This is a genomic window from Rhodococcus sp. NPDC058639 (assembly GCF_042717545.1).
GTDB lineage: Bacteria > Actinomycetota > Actinomycetes > Mycobacteriales > Mycobacteriaceae > Rhodococcus.
Genome location: NZ_JBHXRF010000006.1, coordinates 317,462 through 334,845, shown reverse-complemented (window position 1 = coordinate 334,845; position 17,384 = coordinate 317,462). Strand labels below are relative to the sequence as shown.

Genomic DNA, 17,384 nt, shown 5'->3' with positions numbered 1-17,384 from the left:
GGATAAAGGAAGGTGCCGCGCTGCCACGTGTGCGACGCGCGTCGGGTACGGATACGGATGACGGTGTGCCCCATACGGTTCGGGGCGGTGCGGAGTGCGGCCTATACGGTTTGCAGCTCCGACTCCCAGAAGCGGTCGAGTCCGGCACGGACACGTTCGACGTCGTCGGCCGTGCCCATCAACTCGAATCGGTACAGGTACGGCACGCGGCACTTTCGGGAGACGATGTCGCCTGCGAAACAGTACGACTCCCCGAAGTTGGTGTTCCCTGCCGCGATCACTCCCCGGATCAGCCCCCGATTGTGCTCGTTGTTGAGGAATCGGACGACCTGTTTGGGGACGTAGTGGGTGTCGCGCCCGGTGGCGGTGGTCCCGCCACCGTAGGTCGGCACCACCAGCACGTACGGCTCATGCACTTCGAAGGTGCCGTCGCGGTCGTGCAGCGGAATCCGTGTCGCCGGAACGCCGAGTTTCCGAACGAAACGGTGGGTGTTCTCCGATGCACTCGAGAAATACACCAGCGACGTGCCCGGGGGCTGACCCTGCGAGGTCATCGATGCTCACCACTCTTCAATCGATTGCGAAGACCGGCTCGGTCGGGCGAAGAAGCTGCCGCAGGGAACTGCGACGGTCCGCGGATTCGGACGGTGCGAACACTCAGGCTGCGACCGTGAGCGCCTTGATGCGATCGGGACGGAAGCCGGCCCAGTGATCGTCACCGGCGACGACGACGGGAGCCTGGAGGTAGCCCAGCGCCATCACGTAGTCACGGGCTTCCGGGTTCTCGGTGATGTCGACGATGTCGTACTCGATGCCGGCCTTGTCGAGGGCACGGTAGGTGGCATTGCACTGGACGCAGGCAGGCTTTGTGTAGACGGTGATGTTCATGGGTGCCCCTTAGTTCACGATGGCCGTGACGGCCTGACGACTGACTGTTGCGCGTGCTCGAATGCCCACCGAATCCGTCCGATCTCACTTCCCCGAGAGACCGGCGACCCTTGAGCCATCCAGCGGTCTAGACACTACACCTTGTGTCCGACAGATACACAGAACCCAGGATCTTGTGAGTTACAGGGTTGATATTCCCAGGTCGCACCTCCCCGACATGCACGTTCAGGGGCCTGTACGGCGTGTCGTGACGGGGCGCGCCGACCATGGCCTCGAGCACAGTGTGACGCCACCCACCGACACCCTCCGCGGGGTGCCGGTGGCGCGCCCGCTACGGCAGTGCGGGCAGCAGGTCGTCGAGCCTGGCCGGCAGACTCCGCACCCGCACCCCGGTCGCGTGCCAGAGCGCGTTCACGACCGCTGCCGCGCTGCCGACGATGCCGATCTCTCCGATGCCTCGTGATCCCACGGCCGTGGCGTGGAAGTCGTCTTCGTCGAGCCATGCGGCGTCCACGTCGCGGATGTCCGCGTGCGTCGGTACGTGGTACTCCGCGAGATCGTGGTTGAGCACGTGCCCGAACCGCGGGTCGCGGATGCTCTCCTCGAGCAGGGCCATGGAGATTCCGAACGACATGCCGCCGATGAACTGCGAACGGGCGGTGCGCGGATTGATGACGCGTCCGACCGAGAACATGCCGAACATGCGCGGCACCCGGATCTCACCGGTGTCGCGATCGACGTGGACTTCGACGAAGTGCGCGCCGAACGAAGCGGCGGTGTAGCTCTCGAGGTCGGAGTTCTCTCCCGCTGTCGCGGACGCCTCGTCTCCGGGATTCGGAGAGTCCCCGAATCGGGTCCGGAACGTTCCGGCCGCCGCCACGATGGCGTTGCCCCACGACGATGTGCCCGAGGAGCCGCCCGCGACGGTTCCGTAGGGCAGCGCGCTGTCGCCGAGGTCGAGGTCGATCTGTTCCGGAGCCACACCCAGCGCGTCTGCCGCGATGAGGGTCAGCGCGGTCCACGCACCTGTCCCGAGGTCCGCCGCCCCGATCCGGACCTGGAACCGTCCGTTTCCGCGGTACCTGATCGATGCTGTCGAGCCGGGCTTGACCATGTGGGGGTAGGTCGCCACCGCGACACCGGTGCCGGTGAGCCACCGCCCGTCGCTGCGTGTCCCCGGTGACCGATCGGACGGATCCCAGCCGAATCGCTCCGCGCCTTCGCGGAGGCATTCGACGAGCCGGCGCGACGACCAGGGTTTCCCGGTCTCGGGGTCGGACTCCGGTTCGTTGCGGATGCGCAGTTCGACGGGGTCGATCCCGCACACCACCGCGAGTTCGTCCATCGCCACCTCGCCGGCGAACATGCCGGGGGCTTCACCGGGCGCCCGCATCCAGAACGGTGCCGGCACGTCGAGGGGGACCGCCCGATGGGACGTGCGCACATTGGGCACGTCGTACAGGTTCCGCAGCGGCACGGCGGCCTGCTCGACGAACTCGGTGACGTGGGAACTCTGGACGTAGGCCTCGTGCACGATGCCGGTGAGCCGGCCGTCGCTGCGGGCTGCGAGACGGACACGCGATGCCGTCGGCGAGCGGTACCCGACATAGCCGAACATGTCGTGCCGGGAGACGGCGAACTTCACCGCGCGTCCGGGCACCGCCTTGGCGGCGAGCGCACCGAGCACGTCGTGCGCGTGGGGTCCGCCCTTCGATCCGAAGCCACCCCCGATGTACGGGCAGATCACCCGCATCGTCGAGGAGTCGAGCCCGAGGGCCGGTGCGAGTGCCGAGACGACCCCGTGCGGATGCTGCGTGGAGGTATAGAGGGTGAGGGTTTCCCCGTCCCACAGTGCGACGACGGTGTGCGGTTCGAGCGGGTTGTTGTGCTCTTCGGGGGTGGAGTACCACTCGTCGATCACCACGTCGGCAGCGGAGAACGCCCCGTCCGTGTCACCTCGCTCGGAGTCGGTGGGGTATCCCCCGTTGGCCTTCTCCGGCGTGTAGGCGTCCCGGTGGTCGGACCGGAAGCGGGTGTCGTGGTCGGTGCTCGTGTACTCCACCGACAACAGCTCGCACGCGTACCGCGCGGCTTCCGGAGACTCGGCCACGACCGCACCGATGAGCTGACCCCGGAAAAGCACGTCGGGGTTCTGCAGCACGACGTATTCACCCTCGGCCTCGTCGGTGAGACGGGGTGCGTTCCACGGGGTGAGCACCGTGATGACACCGGGGACCGCTTCGGCGGCGGCGGTGTCGATGCGGTCGACCGTCCCCCGCGCGATCGTCGACACCAGCGGCACCAGGTAGGCGGGATCGGGTACGGGGTGCTCGTAGGAGTAGGGCGCGGTCCCGGCGACCTTCTGCGGCCCGTCGACCCGCGTGGTGGATGTGCCCACGGCACGGGTGGCGCTTGTCATGCGGATACCCCTTCCTCGTGGAGTCCGGCGAGGTCGCGGAGCACGGCGGCAACCGTGCGACGCAGCAGGGGGATCTTGAACGCGTTGCCGTCGAGGGCCCGGGCGTCGACCAGTTCCGCATCGGCCGCCCGCGCGAACAGGTCCTCCCCCGGGCGCTCTCCGAGAAGAGCGGCTTCGGTGCGGTGTGCGCGCCACGGCCGGTGCGCGACCCCTCCGAAGGCGATACGGCACCCGGTGATCGTGCCGTCCGAGACGGTCAGTTCGGCAGCGACCGAGACCAGGGCGAACGCGTAGGACGCGCGGTCCCGGACCTTGCGATACGTCGACACGGTGGTCTGCGGCGGCGGAAGATGCACGCCGACAACGAGTTCGTCGCGGTCGAGGGTGGTGTCGAGGTCGGGCCGGTCGCCCGGCAGACGATAGAACTCCTCGAGCGGTACGGTGCGCTCCCCGTCCGGGCCCAGAACGAGAACCTCTGCATCGAGGGCGAGCATGGCCACCGCCATATCCGACGGGTGTGTCGCAACGCAGTCCTCCGATGCGCCGAGCACCGCGTGGTAGCGGGTGTATCCGTCCAGCGCCGAGCACCCGCTGCCCGGTTCACGCTTGTTGCACGGTGTGGACACGTCGCGGAAGTACACGCACCGGGTGCGCTGCAGGAGATTCCCGCCGGTGGTGGCCGCATTCCGCAGTTGCGGAGATGCGCCCGACAGGAGTGCACGCGTGAGCATCGGATAGTTGCGGCGCACGTCGGGGTGCACGGCGAGCGTGCTGTTGCGCACGTTCGCGCCGATCCGGAGACCTCCGTCCGCGGTGCCCTCCACCGAGTCGAGCGGCAGGTGCGAGATGTCGACCAGCATTCCCGGAGTCGCAACGCCGATCTTGAGGTGGTCGACGAGATTGGTGCCGGATGCGAGGAACACCGCGTCCGGGTTGTCGTGCACGGTCGCGACCGCCGTCGCGGCATCGGCCGGTCGTTCGTAGCGAAGCGGTCTCATTCGATCGCCCCCTGCCCTGCGACATCCCTGATCGCGTCGACGATGTTGGGATACGCGGCACAACGGCACAGGTTGCCGCTCATGCGCTCCCGGATCTCGTCGTCGTCGAGGTCGGGCGTGACATCGAGTTGTTCGGTGACGTGGCTCGGGTCGCCCTGGGCGTATTCGTCGAGCATGCCGATCGCGGAGCAGATCTGGCCGGGCGTGCAGTACCCACACTGGAAGGCGTCCTGCTCGAGGAAGCGTTCTTGAAGGGGGTGCGGTCCGTCGGCCGCCAAGCCCGCCGCGGTGACGATCTCGGCACCGTCGTGTGCGACGGCGAGCGCAAGGCACGTGACCCTGCGCCGGCCGTCGAGAAGGACGGTGCACGAGCCGCACTGGCCGAGGTCGCATCCCTTCTTGGGCGAGGTGACGCCGAGGCGGTCGCGGAGGGCGTCGAGCACGGTGGTGCCGGCATCGACGGTGCAGTGCCGTTCGGTGCCGTCGACCGTGAAGGTGACGGAGTGTTCGTGCAGGCCGGGCGGAGCCGTGCCGACGTCGGCGGTCTCGGATGCCATGGGTCGTCCTCCCAACGGTGGGCTGTCGTCCGGGCATTCCCCGTGCACCGCGACTCCAATCACGTCGTCGGAGGTCTTTCGGGCCCGGTCGCGGGCGGCTCCGGAGACGCAACAGCCCCGGTCCCGCTGATGCGGGACCGGGGCCGGTCGTCGCGGCGCACCCGGGTGGACGGCGGGCGGCGACGCGAACGTCTGTCTGACCTCGAGGTTGATCAGGCCTCGACGAGTTCCTTGGTGGCATTCACGAGCGCGTCGACGAGGCCGGCGATCTCGGTGGCTGTCTCGGCATGCTCCTTGGCGTGTGCGTCGCCGAACTTTCCGAAGGTGCCGCCGACCGAGAGGGAGCCTCCTTCGGCGACCTTGCCGCCGGCGATCCCGACAGCCTTGACGGTGTCCTCGAGTGCCCACTTCGCGGCGTTGCCGCTCGGCGACGCGCTGACGACGGCCACCGGCTTGCCCGACAGCGCACCGGCGCCGTAGGGGCGCGAGAGCCAGTCGATCGCATTCTTGAGGACGCCCGAGGTCGATCCGTTGTATTCCGGAGTCAGGAACAGAACGGCGTCGACGCCGGCGACAGCGTCGCGGAGGGCGACAGCAGCGGCGGGCACCGTCTCGCCGTCGAGGTCTTCGTTGTAGAACGGCACGTCAGCGAGGCCGTCGTAGATGCTCACCTCGACGCCCTCGGGGGCCACGGTGGCAGCCGTCTCGGCGAGCTGGCGGGTGACAGCGGCGGAGCGGAGGCTTCCGACGAGGGCGAGCACTCGAGTCTGAGCCATGAGGTACATCCTTCGATCGAGTTGGTTGATTCCGCAATCATAAACGGACCGCGGTCCACTTTCATTCCCGCGAGGTTAGAATGTGATCTTGTGAACACTCACCCGCTGTGGCTGGTCGATGACGACCCCGCAGAACGCGGCGACGCGGCTCGCAATCGGAAGCGTCTGCTCGACGCCGCGTCCCTGCTCGTCGCCGAGCACGGCGCCGACGCGATCACGATGGACGCCGTCGCAGCGAAAGCGGGTGTCGGTAAGGGAACGGTCTTCCGGCGCTTCGGGTCCCGCGCCGGTCTCATGCAGGCGCTGCTCGACCACAGCGAGCGCGAACTGCAGGAGGCATTTCTGTTCGGGCCCCCACCGCTCGGACCGGGCGCGGATCCGGTCGAACGGCTCGTCGCCTTCGGCCGAGCGCGCATCGCACTCGTCGACGTGCAGGGTGAACTGCTCCGGGCCGCCGAGTCCGCGGGCGGCGGCGTGCGGTTCTCCACTCCGGCTCGCACGGTGTCGCTCACCCACGTGCAGATCCTGCTCCGGGCGGCGGGAACAGGTGGCGACCTCCCGGTCCTCGCCCAGGCTCTGCTGGCACCGCTCGATGCGTCACTCGTACTCCACCAGTGCCGCGACCTCGGTTACCCCCTCGAGCGTCTCGCCCAGGCCTGGGCCGACCTCGCGCGACGCATTACGCGTCCCGCCGACCGGTAACTCCCGCCGGGTACGGTGAGCCCCATGACCGGTGCCCTCCGCGCGTTCGTCGTCCTCACCCTCGGCGGACTGCTGTGTGCGTGCGACGCCGGCGCAACGGCATCCTCGGCTTCCGATCTCGTGGGCCGCGACTTCGTATCCACCGAGATCGTCGGCACTCCTATCCCGGGCGGGGGTCCGTTCACCGTCGCCTTCCCGGCTCCCGAACGGGTGGCCGCGTATGCAGGCTGCAACCGGATGATGGGCACTGCGGACTTCTCCGGCGGGGTGGTGCATGCGGACGGCCTCGCCACCACGATGATGGCGTGCCCACCACCGCTCGACGAGGCCGACCAGTGGGTGCAGAGACTCTTCGCCGCTCAGCCGCGGTGGCATCTGGACGGAGATGTGCTCACGCTCGCGACGGACAACCTCCGGATCACCCTCGTCGAGCAGTCCGCCGACCGCTGATCCCCCGATGGCAGCAGTGCCGTCAGTACATGTCCACGAGCCATTCCGCGAGCACCCGTGCGCTGTTGTCGATCTGCTTCGGCCAGTCCATCGCCGTTTCGTCGGCGTGATCGCTCACGTGCTTGACGAGCCGGCAGGACGCTCCCATGTGCGCCGACGCGGAGGCGATCGCGAAGCCCTCCATGTCGACGAGGTCGGCACGGGCGGCCAGCGCATCGCGGACCTCGGCGTCGGAAACGAACGAATCCCCCGTTGCCAGGATCGTTCCGTCGCCGTCCTCGAACGTGAGCGTGTCGAGCACCGGGTGCCCGAGACTCCGTAACACTTCGCTGCTGATGTCGTGGTTGATGACGGTGGAGGGAAGATAGAGTCCGCCGTGCGTACTCCGCAGGGCGCCGGCAGTTCCGATGTTGACGACCAGCGGTCTGCGGCCCTCCGGATAGCGCGCGAGCGCCGCCGTCACCGCGACGGCCGCGGTGACCTTCCCTATGCCCGTGATCAGCGTGTCGTACCGTTCCGGAACGTACATTGCCTCCGACTTCGTTGCGGATACGACGAGGATCCCGTTCACCTGCTGCCTCCGAGTTCGACGGCCGACGACACTGCCGTGTGCATGCGCGTGGCCTCGTCCCGCACCGTATCGCGCGGTCGTCTCGCAGCACGGCTCCGGTGACGCTAATGTGGCGGCAATGACGAACCTGCGCGATCGGATCATCGAAGAACTCGGCGTCAAGCCCTCCATCGATCCGCGGAGCGAGATCGATTCGCGAGTGCAGTTTCTCGCCGACTATCTTGCCGCTACGCCGGCGAAGGGTCTGGTGCTCGGCATCAGCGGCGGTCAGGACAGCACGCTCGCCGGACGCCTCGCTCAGCTCGCCGTCGAGAAGCTTCGAAAAGACGGGCACGACGCAGAATTCGTCGCCGTGCGCCTCCCCTACGGGCAGCAGGCCGACGAGCACGACGCACAGATCGCCCTCGGCTTCATTCGGCCCGATCACACGGTGCGGGCGGACATCAAACCGGGAACCGACGCCACCGCGACGGAAGCGGGACGAGCGCTGGGCGAAATCCCCGGCCACGGGAGCACCATTCGCGATTTCGTCCGGGGAAACATCAAGGCACGCGAGCGCATGATGCTCCAGTACACGATCGCCGGCGAACTGGGTCACCTCGTGGTCGGCACCGATCACGCCGCCGAGGCCGTCACGGGCTTCTACACCAAGTACGGAGACGGCGGTGTCGACATCACGCCGCTGGCCGGCCTCACCAAGCGGCAGGGGGCGGCGTTGCTCCGGGAACTCGGGGCACCGGAGAGCACCTGGAGCAAGGTCCCCACGGCCGATCTCGAGGACGACCGTCCGGCTCTGCCCGATGAAGAGGCACTGGGCATGACGTACAGCGAGATCGACGACTACCTCGAGGGTAAGGACGTCACCGATGATCTCGCGAAGCGACTCGAAGGCAAGTTCCTCGAAACACACCACAAGCGCGTGATGCCGGTGGCACCGTCCGACACCTGGTGGAAGTAGGACAGAGGCCCGGGCGGGTTCTCAGCCGCCGGCGAACGGGGGCAGCACGTCGACCCGGGCACCCGCCGGACGGGAAAGATCGCGGGTGAGTTCCCCGGCGCCTCCGTCTCCCGGCTCGACGAGATACGCCGCGACCGACAGAACCCGCTCCATGGCGGGGCCGTACCGCTCTACGAGCACTGTCCGCAGGGCACCGAGATCGGAGCCGGCGGGCAATGCCACGGTCTCCTTCTCGCACCCGGACGCGTCGGTCGCGGCCGCAAAGTACCGGACCTCGATTCCGTTCACCACGTCAGCCACCGATCGCTCCCATACTGCGTTGCGGCGGCGCGAAGTCCGCCGCGTCGATACCGTGCCCGGCCCACTTGTTCCACATCGCGCCGCGCCAGAGATCCACCAGCTCGTCGTCGGTCGCGCCGCCACGCAGCGCAGCCCTCAGGTCCGTCTCCTGGTCGCTGAACAGGCAGGACCGGACCGTACCTTCCGCCGTGAGCCTGGTGCGGTCGCAATCCGAGCAGAACGAGCGGGTCACCGAGGCGATGATGCCGACGGTCGCGGGACCACCGTCGACGAGCCAGCGCTCGGCCGGTGCCGAAGGATCCTCGCGCTCGGTCTCGGTAAGGGTGAAGCGCTCACCGAGGGCATCGAGCAGCCCCTGTGCGGTCACCATCCGCGACCGCGCCCATTCGTGATCGGCGTCGAGCGGCATCTGTTCGATGAACCGCAACTCCACCTGCTCCTCGAGACACCACCCGAGGAGGTCCGCGGCGCCGTGCAGGGTTTCGGGCATGAGGACCGCGTTGACCTTGACCCGGGCAAAGCCGGCGCTCTTCGCGGCGCGGATACCGGCGAGCACCGACCCGAGGCGGTCGCGGCGGGTGAGCTGGGCGAAATGATCGCGATCGATCGTGTCCAGGGAGATGTTGACGCGGGTGAGACCGGCCTGCGCGAGCGCACGTGCCCGATGCTCCAGACCGACCGCGTTGGTGGTGACCGCGAGCGGGATTCCGGGCGCGACACGTGAGCAGCCTTCGATGATGGCCTCGAGGTCGCGGCGTACCAGCGGTTCCCCGCCGGTGAAGCGCACCTCGCGGACTCCGAGCCTGCCGGTCGCGATACCCACCAGGCGCACGATCTCGTCGACCGTGAGGAGTTGTTCACGAGGAATGGGGGGAAGCCCCTCTTCCGGCATGCAATAGGTGCAGCGCAGCGAGCACTTCTCGGTGATGGAGACACGCAGGTCGCGGGCGACCCGACCGAAGCGGTCGAGAAGATCGGGTACGTCGGGCCGGTCGGAGGTGTCGTCGGCACGTCCACGCACGGACGGAATCCCCACGTTCACCGCCGTCATCCGATCACCATCGCCATACGCCCAGTATGCCCACTACCGGCGAACCGTGAATACCGAAGTACCCGACGAACCCGCTCCAACCGAGTACGCGGCCGGATGCGGACGGCGATATGCCTAGGATTGGCCGCATGACGAGCGGCAGGCGGTCCGTGGAGGAACACGAGCAGTACGTGGGTGAATTACTCGCGGTGCTGCGTACCGGGTCCACCGCGACCGTCCCGCTTTCACGGGCTCTGCACCGCACGCTCGCCGAGACGATCAGTTCTCCGCTCGACCTTCCGTCGTTCCGGAACTCGCAGATGGACGGCTACGCGGTCGCATCCGGCACCGTGGCCGACACGCCGGTGACGATGCCGGTGCAGGGCGTCGTCGCCGCGGGGGACGCCGCCGGAGTCCTCGAGCCGGGGCACGCACTGAAAATCATGACCGGTGCGCCGATGCCCGAGGGGGCCGACGCCGTCGTTCCCGTCGAGGACACCACCGCTGACGAAGCCGCCGGCACCGTGACGATCGGCCGCGGGACGACACCGGGGACCTACGTCCGGGAAGCCGGCAGCGATGTCCGGACGGGCGACCGCCTGCTGACGGCGGGCACGGTGCTCGCAGCCCGCCATATCGCTGCGCTCGCCGCAGTCGGCTTGACGGATATCCCGGTCCGGGCACGACCGCGCGTCGCGGTGATCTCCACCGGAAGTGAACTCGTCACCGCGGGCGACGTGCTCGGCCCCGGCCGCATCTACAACTCCAACGGCCCGGCCCTGGCCGCGAGTGCCGCCGCCAACGGCGCCGACGTCGTCTCGGTCGACCACTGCCACGACGACCCCGACGAGTTCGCCAAGATGCTCTCCTACGCCGTGCGCGTCGCCGATGTCGTGTTCACCTCGGGAGGGGTGTCGAAGGGCGACTTCGAAGTCGTCAAGGACACTCTCGAACCGAGGGGCGGCAACTTCGTCTCGGTCGCGATGCAGCCCGGTGGTCCGCAGGGCTCCGCGGTGATCGACGGCGTTCCGGTGCTGACCTTTCCCGGCAACCCCGTCAGCGCACTGGTTTCCTTCGAGGTGTTCGCGCGCCCGGCGCTTCGAGCCGCAGCGGGATACCCGCCCCCCGTGACCGAAATGCTTCCCCTGGCCACAGATCTGACCTCGGTCGCGGGCAAACGGCAGTTCCTGCGCGGTGTCCTCGACGGCCGCACCGTGAGACCCGCTGCCGGGCGCGGATCACACCAAGTGGCCGGTCTGGCCGCTGCCGACGTCCTTCTCGACATCCCCGCCGACACCGTCTCACTCGAAGCTGGAGACCTCGTGAAAGTGCTGACACTGTGAGCGAATTGAGCCATCTCGACGACCAGGGCCGCGCCCGCATGGTCGATGTGTCCGCAAAGGCGGACACCACGCGGACCGCACTCGCCGCCGGCCACCTCGTCACCACGCCGGAAGTCGTCGCCCTCGTGCGCGCCGACGACATGCCCAAGGCCGACGTCCTCGCCACCGCCCGCATCGCCGGTATCGCCGCGGCGAAGCGGACCTGGGAACTGATTCCCTTGTGCCACCAGCTCGCATTGTCGTCGGTGAAGGTGACTTTCGGGTTCACCGACACCGCGATCACCATCGAGGCGACCGCCAAGACGAAGGGGCCTACCGGCGTCGAGATGGAAGCGCTCACCGCGGTTGCCGTCGCCGGACTCACGTTGCACGACATGGTCAAAGCCGTCGACCCCGCCGCAACCCTGGACGGGGTACGCCTCATCTCGAAGGAAGGCGGCAAGCACGGTCGCTGGCGCCGCGACGACTCCGACACCCAGGACGCCGAACCGCAGACCGATACCGCACCGGAGGGTGGCGATTCGGCCGAGCGTTCGGCGGTCGTCGTGGTGGCGTCCACCGGAGTCGCCGCGGGAACTCGCGAGGATCGCACCGGCCCGGTGATCGAGAAGTGGTTGGCCGAGCGCGGATTCAGCGTCCGCGGCCCGCTCGTGTATGCCGATGCGCAGATCGCTGCGGGTCTTGCAGATGCGCTCCGAGGTGCACCGGCGTTGATCGTGACCACCGGTGGCACCGGTGCGTCGCCGACCGACTCCACCCCCGAAGCGACCCGCGCGGTGCTCGATCGCGAACTACCGGGGGTCGCGGAGTCGATCCGCAGACGCGGACTCGACGTCACCCCTCACGCCGTCCTCTCACGTGGGGTCGCCGGTCTCGCGGGCCGCACCGTCGTCGTGAACCTGCCGGGCTCGCCCGGTGGAGTGAAGGACGGGCTCGCCGCGCTCGAGCCGATCCTCGATCATCTGTTGGCGCAAGTGGCGGGAGGCGGATCACATGAGTGAAGCAGACGGCGTCGGCACGACGGGCCGGACCGACGAGACCGGCGGCAAGAGCCAAGTGCTGGCCAGGATTTCGGCGGAGCCATTGGACGCCGCGATCGTGGACGCCGCGGTCGCCGGTCCGGAACACGGAGCAGTGGTGGTGTTCACCGGTGTCGTGCGCAACCACGACGGCGGCCAGGCCGTGACCGCGCTCGAGTATCAGGCGCACCCCGACGCGGAGGCCTTCCTGCGCCGCTGCTGCGAGGAGGCCGCCGCAGCGTCGGGTCTTCCCGTGGCCGCCGTGCACCGAGTGGGACATCTCACCATCGGCGATCTCGCCCTCGTCGCCGCCGTCGCCGCGCCGCACCGCGCCGAAGCCTTCTCCACCTGCGCCGACCTGGTGGAACGCATCAAACAGGAAGTACCGATCTGGAAGCGCCAGCACTTCGGCCACGGTGTCACCGAGTGGGTCGGGCTGTAACCGAGCGGGACGTACCCGTCCGGGTGTGCGGTAGGGTGATGTGGTTCGGGTGTCACGAAGACACCCACCGTCGTGGGATACCGGCGGGATCGGGATCGTGCCCGACCCGCATGCATACTGCAGCTCTCTGCACACGCACCGGCTTTCCTTGCGGCGATCACGTCAGCACCACGGGAACACTTCCCGTCGAGTGCACACACGCCGCAGTGAAAGGCAGCGCTGTTCTATGACCACATCTTTTTCCGATCTTGGTGTCCCCCGTCCTCTCGTCGCTACGTTGAGTGACTCCGGAATCACCAGCCCCTTCCCGATCCAGGTCGACACCCTCCCGGACACGCTCGCGGGACGCGACGTGCTCGGCCGCGGCCGTACGGGTAGCGGTAAGACTCTTGCATTCTCGATCCCCCTCACCGCGCGTCTCGCCGGTGGCTCCACCCGCGCTGCGGGCCGTCCCCGCGGCCTCGTACTTGCGCCGACCCGCGAACTCGCAACGCAGATCGCAGCAGTCGTCGAGCCTCTCGCGCATGCGTCCGGCCTTCGCGTGACCACGATCTTCGGTGGCGTGTCGCAGAGCCGCCAGGTCGAGGCACTGCGCCGCGGCGTCGACATCGTCATCGCCTGCCCGGGACGCCTCGAAGACCTCATGCGCCAGAAGTTCGTCTCGCTCGACGCGATCGAGATCACCGTGCTCGACGAGGCCGACCACATGGCCGATCTCGGCTTCCTCCCGGGCGTGACGCGCATCATGAACGCAACGCCGAGCAACGGCCAGCGCCTTCTGTTTTCGGCCACCCTGGACAACGGAGTCGACAAGCTCGTCAAGCGCTTCCTCCACAACCAGGTGATGCACTCGGTCGACGAGGCGAACTCCCCCGTCGCCGCGATGACGCACCACATCTTCGATGTGCCCGGCCTCGACGCCAAGAAGGATCTCATTCGCACCCTTGCCTCGGGCAACGGACGACGAATCCTGTTCATGCGCACCAAGCATCAGGCCCGCAAGCTGGCCAAGCAGCTCACCGACTCGGGAATCCCGGCGGTCGATCTGCACGGCAACCTGTCGCAGAACGCTCGCGACCGGAACCTCGCAGCGTTCTCCTCGGGTGAGGCACGGGTTCTCGTGGCCACCGACGTCGCAGCCCGCGGCGTGCACGTCGACGACGTCGAACTCGTCGTCCACGTCGATCCGCCGGCCGAGCACAAGGCATACCTGCACCGTTCGGGTCGCACCGCGCGCGCCGGAAGCGCCGGCGATGTCGTCACGCTCGTCCTTCCGGACCAGCGCAGGGATCTCGCCGTCATCATGCGGAAGGCCGCGATCAACGTCACGCCGATCAAGTCGACGGCGAAGTCCGAGCACGTTCTCGCGCTCGTCGGCGAAATCGCCGCTTATGTCGCGCCGAAGCCGGTCCAGGCTCAGGCCGCCGGTACGTCGCGCCCGCAGCGGTCCGGTGGGGCCGGTGGCGGACGCCGCCGCACCCCGACCCAGGGCGGCGCAGCACGTCAGGGTTCGGGTTCCTCGTCCCGCCAGGGTTCCTCGTCCCGTCAGGGCGCCGGTTCCGCCACGCGCCAGGCTGCGCCGGCAGGACAGCGCTCGTCCACGGGACACGGAGGAGTCGCTGCCACCGGTCGTCGTCGTTCGACGCGCCCGACGGCTACCCCGCGCTGATCCCCAGCCGGGTTCAGCGCGGCGTGAACCGGTGGACGGCGTACATCGCGTCGCCCGACACCGGTTCGGTCGCAATGCATTCCGTCAACCGGTCGCGGACAGCATCCGCGTCGAGATCGGCACCGATCACCACCAACGTGGTGCAGTCGGGGACGCTCTCGCCGCGGCTCACCGGTTCGAACCGGATGTGATCGCCCACCGTGTGCACCAGGTAGGTGCTCACCCGTAGTCCCGCGGCAACGCGCACATAGCCTTTGATACGAAACACCCCTGCGGGCTGGTTCTCGAGAAAATCGACCAGCGCGCGGGGGTGTAGTGCGTCCTGGGTCTCGAACGTGACGGCGTCGTACCCGTCGTGCAGATGCACATGGTCGTGTTCTTCGTCCGGGTAGAGCAACCGGTCGAGGGTGAGTTGTTCGCCCGGCTGCGGTTCGGGACGGTCGGGTATGTCGAACAGCAGAGCCGGATCGATCCGCGCGTGCTCGGTCGAGACGACGGCGGCGCGGGAGTTGAGGCCGCACAACACGCCGAGCAGGTCGTCGTGCGCGTCGCTGTCGATACGGTCGGTTTTGTTGAGCAGCACCAGGTCTGCGAGCGCGACGTGCTGCTCGATTTCGGGATGTGCTGCCCTGACCCCCTCGAATTCCACGGCGTCGACGACGAGCACGAGGCCACCGTAGGTGACGAACGGATTCTCCGACCCGACGACGAGACGGATCATGTTCCGGGGTTCGGCAAGACCGCTGGCTTCGACGACGATGACATCGAGGTCCGACGACCGATGCGCGAGCCGGTCGAGCATCGCATCCATGTCGCTGACATCGACAGCGCAGCACAGGCATCCGTTGCTGAGCGAGACCATCGAGTCGACCTGGCCGGCCACCATCATCGAGTCGATGTTGACCGAGCCGAAATCGTTGACGATCACACCGATCCGCGCGCCGCGAGTGTTGCGCAGGAGATGGTTGAGGAGGGTCGTCTTTCCCGAGCCGAGGAACCCGGCGACCACCACCACCGGTATCTGCTTCTTCGCCATACGGTGAGGGTAGCGGCGAGCGCAACGGTGCTGACGCGGGTGGTTCCGGCGACGTCCGGCCCCGGAACCACCCGCGACAGGGTGTCAGCTACCCCGCTTGATCCACTCTTCGAGGTGCGGAGACTCCGTGCCGATCGTGGTTCCGTCACCGTGCCCGGTGTGCACCGTGGTCTCGGCGGGCAGTGCGAACAGCTTGTCGCGGATCGACCCGATGATCGTCGGGAAGTCCGAGAAGGAGCGCCCGGTCGCACCCGGGCCGCCCGAGAACAACGTGTCGCCGGTGAACAATTCGCCGGCTTCGGGCAGGTACAGGCAGACCGAACCCGGTGAGTGACCCGGTGTCGCAATCGTCTGAATATCGGTGCCCGCCACCGAGATCCGTTGCCCGTCCTCGATCGTGCCGTGGGCGACGCCCGGGTGGGTCATCTCCCAGAGCATGTCGTCGGCGGGGTTGAGGAGGATCGGCGCGTCGAGCTTCTCCGACAGTTCGGGTGCGACGGTGATGTGATCGTTGTGCGCGTGGGTGCAGACGATCGCCACCACCTTGCGGCTGCCGACGGCATCGATGATCGGCTGCGCTGTGTGCGCGGCGTCGATCACCACCACCTCGTCGTCGTTGCCGACCAGCCAGATGTTGTTGTCGACTTCCCACTCCCCGCCGTCGAGGGCGAAGATCCCGCGGGTGACGACCCGATCCACCCGGATCGGCGACACGGTGCTCACAAGACCACCACCGATCGGAGAACCTCGCCTCGGTGCATCGTCTCGAACGCCTTCTCGACATCGTCGATGCCGATACGTTCGGTGACGAACTTCTCGAGCGGCAGACGTCCCTGCTGGTACAGATCGACGTACGTCGGGAAGTCACGTTCGGGCAGGCAATCCCCGTACCACGAGCTCTTGAGGGAGCCGCCGTGGGAGAAGAAGTCGATCAGCGGCATCTCGAGGGTCATGTCCGGAGTCGGAACACCCACCAGAACGACGGTGCCCGCCAGGTCGCGGGCGTAGAAGGCCTGCTTGTAGGTCTCCGGGCGACCGACGGCATCGATCACCACGTCGGCACCGAAGCCGCCGGTGATCTCCTTGATCGCCTCGACCGCGTCGGTCGAGGTGGAGTTGATCGTGTGGGTCGCTCCCAGGTCGGTGGCCCACTCGAGCTTCTTGTCGTCGCGGTCCACGGCGATGATCTTGCCTGCGCCGGCGAGCCGGGCACCCATGATCGCGGCGTCGCCGACGCCGCCGCATCCGATGACCGCAACCGACTGGCCGCGCGTCACGCCGCCCGTATTCACGGCGGCACCGAGGCCCGCCATCACGCCGCAGCCGAGCAGACCCACCACGGCGGGATCCGCGGTCGGATCGACCTTGGTGCACTGGCCGGCGTGCACGAGGGTCTTGTCGGCGAACGCGCCGATACCCAGCGCGGGGCTCAGTTCCGTGCCGTCCTCGAGGGTCATCTTCTGGGTGGCGTTGAACGTCGAGAAGCAGTACTGGGGCTGACCACGCTTGCACGCGCGGCACTGCCCGCACACGGCACGCCAGTTGAGGACGACGAAGTCGCCCACGGCGACCGACTCGACACCTTCACCGACCGATTCGACGACACCAGCGGCTTCGTGTCCGAGCAGGAACGGGAACTCGTCGTTGATTCCACCCTCGCGGTAGTGCAGATCCGTGTGGCACACACCGCACGCAGCGATCGCGACGACGACTTCGCCCGGCCCGGGATCGGGGATCACGATGGGCACTACCTCGACGGGTGCTCCCTTCGCGCGTGCGATTACTCCGCGGACTGTCTGCGACATGGTGATGTCTCCTTCGTACTGTGGCTCGCGCCGGTCGGTGATATCGACCCTATCGCCTCCGAGTGCCCTCAACTCGTCCTCGAGGACGAGCCCGACCGGGTGAAATCCGAACGGGCGGCCCGGCGGGCGTCTCGGCACCCGGGTCACGCCTCCCGGAAGCGCAGACCCCGTGCGGCGAGTTCTTCGCCCAGAATGCGGATCGCCTTCGGGCCGACACCGTGGATGGTCAGCAGTTCTTTCGGCGTCACCGAGGTCAGGTGGTCGAACCGGGTGTAGCCGTGCTCGGAGAGAGCACGCCGAGACACCTTTCCCATGACGGTCGGAAACTCGGTCCCGAACGAGCCGTCGGAGGTGTCCATGCGTCTCTCCTTCGCCAGTCGGCGGGGCGCGCGAGCAAATCCTGCGCCTTCGAAAGAAGCGG

Annotated in this window: 20 protein-coding genes; 7 read left to right on the top strand and 13 right to left on the bottom strand. The window is 67.9% G+C overall.

The window, feature by feature from the left end:
- Positions 1–101: 101 nt before the first annotated feature.
- From nrdI to ACFWU2_RS14410, 6 genes are all read right to left on the bottom strand, one after another.
- Positions 102–554: a class Ib ribonucleoside-diphosphate reductase assembly flavoprotein NrdI gene (gene nrdI, locus ACFWU2_RS14435; protein WP_378607116.1), complete on the bottom strand. Its 453-nt coding sequence runs from the start codon at positions 552–554 to the stop codon at positions 102–104.
- A gap of 103 nt (positions 555–657) precedes the next feature.
- Positions 658–888, bottom strand: a complete 231-nt coding sequence (locus tag ACFWU2_RS14430) for a redoxin NrdH (protein ID WP_378607113.1) — start codon at positions 886–888, stop codon at positions 658–660.
- A 331-nt stretch (positions 889–1,219) separates the two neighbouring features.
- The gene (locus tag ACFWU2_RS14425) at positions 1,220–3,307 is read right to left on the bottom strand and encodes a xanthine dehydrogenase family protein molybdopterin-binding subunit (RefSeq protein ID WP_378607110.1); all 2,088 of its coding nucleotides are present in this window, start codon (positions 3,305–3,307) and stop codon (positions 1,220–1,222) included.
- Entirely contained in the window at positions 3,304–4,305 is a 1,002-nt protein-coding gene (locus ACFWU2_RS14420; protein WP_378607107.1) for an FAD binding domain-containing protein, read from the bottom strand. The genes ACFWU2_RS14425 and ACFWU2_RS14420 overlap by 4 nt, the downstream gene beginning before the upstream one ends.
- The gene (locus ACFWU2_RS14415; RefSeq protein WP_378607104.1) at positions 4,302–4,862 is read right to left on the bottom strand and encodes a (2Fe-2S)-binding protein; all 561 of its coding nucleotides are present in this window, start codon (positions 4,860–4,862) and stop codon (positions 4,302–4,304) included. The genes ACFWU2_RS14420 and ACFWU2_RS14415 overlap by 4 nt, the downstream gene beginning before the upstream one ends.
- A gap of 212 nt (positions 4,863–5,074) precedes the next feature.
- Positions 5,075–5,638 carry an NADPH-dependent FMN reductase gene (locus ACFWU2_RS14410; RefSeq protein WP_378607101.1) on the bottom strand — a complete coding sequence of 188 codons (564 nt, stop codon included), beginning with the start codon at positions 5,636–5,638 and terminating at the stop codon, positions 5,075–5,077.
- Between the two features lie 90 nt (positions 5,639–5,728).
- On the opposite strand from ACFWU2_RS14410, the gene ACFWU2_RS14405 reads away from it, so the two are divergent.
- Entirely contained in the window at positions 5,729–6,340 is a 612-nt protein-coding gene (locus ACFWU2_RS14405) for a TetR/AcrR family transcriptional regulator (protein WP_378607098.1), read from the top strand.
- A 24-nt stretch (positions 6,341–6,364) separates the two neighbouring features.
- Positions 6,365–6,790: an META domain-containing protein gene (locus ACFWU2_RS14400; RefSeq protein WP_378607094.1), complete on the top strand. Its 426-nt coding sequence runs from the start codon at positions 6,365–6,367 to the stop codon at positions 6,788–6,790.
- A 22-nt stretch (positions 6,791–6,812) separates the two neighbouring features.
- Here ACFWU2_RS14400 and ACFWU2_RS14395 read toward each other — a convergent pair whose 3' ends face one another.
- The gene (locus ACFWU2_RS14395; RefSeq protein ID WP_378607091.1) at positions 6,813–7,361 is read right to left on the bottom strand and encodes a nucleosidase; all 549 of its coding nucleotides are present in this window, start codon (positions 7,359–7,361) and stop codon (positions 6,813–6,815) included.
- A gap of 118 nt (positions 7,362–7,479) precedes the next feature.
- Here ACFWU2_RS14395 and nadE point away from each other — a divergent pair, with 118 nt between their 5' ends.
- Complete coding sequence (gene nadE, locus ACFWU2_RS14390; protein ID WP_378607087.1) at positions 7,480–8,319, top strand: ammonia-dependent NAD(+) synthetase; 840 nt, start codon at positions 7,480–7,482, stop codon at positions 8,317–8,319.
- Positions 8,320–8,340: 21 nt separating this feature from the next.
- Here nadE and ACFWU2_RS14385 read toward each other — a convergent pair whose 3' ends face one another.
- Together ACFWU2_RS14385 and moaA are read right to left on the bottom strand one after the other, a co-directional pair.
- Complete coding sequence (locus tag ACFWU2_RS14385; protein ID WP_169619685.1) at positions 8,341–8,619, bottom strand: MoaD/ThiS family protein; 279 nt, start codon at positions 8,617–8,619, stop codon at positions 8,341–8,343.
- On the bottom strand, positions 8,612–9,670 hold the full coding sequence (gene moaA, locus ACFWU2_RS14380) for a GTP 3',8-cyclase MoaA (protein WP_378607084.1): 1,059 nt from the start codon (positions 9,668–9,670) through the stop codon (positions 8,612–8,614). The genes ACFWU2_RS14385 and moaA overlap by 8 nt, the downstream gene beginning before the upstream one ends.
- 128 nt (positions 9,671–9,798) lie before the next feature.
- On the opposite strand from moaA, the gene glp reads away from it, so the two are divergent.
- The 4 genes from glp (at position 9,799) to ACFWU2_RS14360 (ending at position 14,122) form a co-directional block, all read left to right on the top strand.
- Positions 9,799–10,992 carry a gephyrin-like molybdotransferase Glp gene (gene glp, locus ACFWU2_RS14375; RefSeq protein ID WP_378607081.1) on the top strand — a complete coding sequence of 398 codons (1,194 nt, stop codon included), beginning with the start codon at positions 9,799–9,801 and terminating at the stop codon, positions 10,990–10,992.
- Positions 10,989–11,993: a bifunctional molybdenum cofactor biosynthesis protein MoaC/MoaB gene (gene moaCB, locus ACFWU2_RS14370; protein WP_378607078.1), complete on the top strand. Its 1,005-nt coding sequence runs from the start codon at positions 10,989–10,991 to the stop codon at positions 11,991–11,993. The genes glp and moaCB overlap by 4 nt, the downstream gene beginning before the upstream one ends.
- Complete coding sequence (locus ACFWU2_RS14365) at positions 11,986–12,453, top strand: molybdenum cofactor biosynthesis protein MoaE (protein WP_378607075.1); 468 nt, start codon at positions 11,986–11,988, stop codon at positions 12,451–12,453. Before moaCB ends, ACFWU2_RS14365 begins: the two co-directional genes overlap by 8 nt.
- A 226-nt stretch (positions 12,454–12,679) precedes the next feature.
- Positions 12,680–14,122, top strand: a complete 1,443-nt coding sequence (locus ACFWU2_RS14360) for a DEAD/DEAH box helicase (protein WP_378607072.1) — start codon at positions 12,680–12,682, stop codon at positions 14,120–14,122.
- A gap of 13 nt (positions 14,123–14,135) precedes the next feature.
- Here the strand turns inward: ACFWU2_RS14360 and ACFWU2_RS14355 are convergent, their stop codons facing one another.
- From ACFWU2_RS14355 to ACFWU2_RS14340, 4 genes are all read right to left on the bottom strand, one after another.
- Positions 14,136–15,158, bottom strand: coding sequence for a CobW family GTP-binding protein (locus ACFWU2_RS14355; RefSeq protein WP_378607069.1), 1,023 nt, complete (start codon positions 15,156–15,158; stop codon positions 14,136–14,138).
- 84 nt (positions 15,159–15,242) lie between these two features.
- Positions 15,243–15,881: an MBL fold metallo-hydrolase gene (locus ACFWU2_RS14350; RefSeq protein ID WP_378607066.1), complete on the bottom strand. Its 639-nt coding sequence runs from the start codon at positions 15,879–15,881 to the stop codon at positions 15,243–15,245.
- Positions 15,878–16,963: an S-(hydroxymethyl)mycothiol dehydrogenase gene (locus ACFWU2_RS14345; RefSeq protein WP_378607063.1), complete on the bottom strand. Its 1,086-nt coding sequence runs from the start codon at positions 16,961–16,963 to the stop codon at positions 15,878–15,880. Before ACFWU2_RS14345 ends, ACFWU2_RS14350 begins: the two co-directional genes overlap by 4 nt.
- Before the next feature lie 143 nt (positions 16,964–17,106).
- Positions 17,107–17,322 (bottom strand): hypothetical protein, encoded by a 216-nt coding sequence (locus tag ACFWU2_RS14340; RefSeq protein ID WP_378607060.1) that lies wholly within the window; start codon positions 17,320–17,322, stop codon positions 17,107–17,109.
- Positions 17,323–17,384: the final 62 nt, after the last annotated feature.

What these genes read in the sequence shown, in the direction of transcription:
- nrdI (WP_378607116.1), bottom strand. Translation starts at nt 554, where the DNA reads ATGACCTCGCAGGGTCAGCCCCCGGGCACGTCGCTGGTGTATTTCTCG.
- ACFWU2_RS14430 (WP_378607113.1), bottom strand. Translation starts at nt 888, where the DNA reads ATGAACATCACCGTCTACACAAAGCCTGCCTGCGTCCAGTGCAATGCC.
- ACFWU2_RS14425 (WP_378607110.1), bottom strand. Translation starts at nt 3,307, where the DNA reads ATGACAAGCGCCACCCGTGCCGTGGGCACATCCACCACGCGGGTCGAC.
- ACFWU2_RS14420 (WP_378607107.1), bottom strand. Translation starts at nt 4,305, where the DNA reads ATGAGACCGCTTCGCTACGAACGACCGGCCGATGCCGCGACGGCGGTC.
- ACFWU2_RS14415 (WP_378607104.1), bottom strand. Translation starts at nt 4,862, where the DNA reads ATGGCATCCGAGACCGCCGACGTCGGCACGGCTCCGCCCGGCCTGCAC.
- ACFWU2_RS14410 (WP_378607101.1), bottom strand. Translation starts at nt 5,638, where the DNA reads ATGGCTCAGACTCGAGTGCTCGCCCTCGTCGGAAGCCTCCGCTCCGCC.
- ACFWU2_RS14400 (WP_378607094.1), top strand. Translation starts at nt 6,365, where the DNA reads ATGACCGGTGCCCTCCGCGCGTTCGTCGTCCTCACCCTCGGCGGACTG.
- nadE (WP_378607087.1), top strand. Translation starts at nt 7,480, where the DNA reads ATGACGAACCTGCGCGATCGGATCATCGAAGAACTCGGCGTCAAGCCC.
- moaA (WP_378607084.1), bottom strand. Translation starts at nt 9,670, where the DNA reads ATGACGGCGGTGAACGTGGGGATTCCGTCCGTGCGTGGACGTGCCGAC.
- glp (WP_378607081.1), top strand. Translation starts at nt 9,799, where the DNA reads ATGACGAGCGGCAGGCGGTCCGTGGAGGAACACGAGCAGTACGTGGGT.
- ACFWU2_RS14365 (WP_378607075.1), top strand. Translation starts at nt 11,986, where the DNA reads ATGAGTGAAGCAGACGGCGTCGGCACGACGGGCCGGACCGACGAGACC.
- ACFWU2_RS14360 (WP_378607072.1), top strand. Translation starts at nt 12,680, where the DNA reads ATGACCACATCTTTTTCCGATCTTGGTGTCCCCCGTCCTCTCGTCGCT.
- ACFWU2_RS14355 (WP_378607069.1), bottom strand. Translation starts at nt 15,158, where the DNA reads ATGGCGAAGAAGCAGATACCGGTGGTGGTGGTCGCCGGGTTCCTCGGC.
- ACFWU2_RS14345 (WP_378607063.1), bottom strand. Translation starts at nt 16,963, where the DNA reads ATGTCGCAGACAGTCCGCGGAGTAATCGCACGCGCGAAGGGAGCACCC.
- ACFWU2_RS14340 (WP_378607060.1), bottom strand. Translation starts at nt 17,322, where the DNA reads ATGGACACCTCCGACGGCTCGTTCGGGACCGAGTTTCCGACCGTCATG.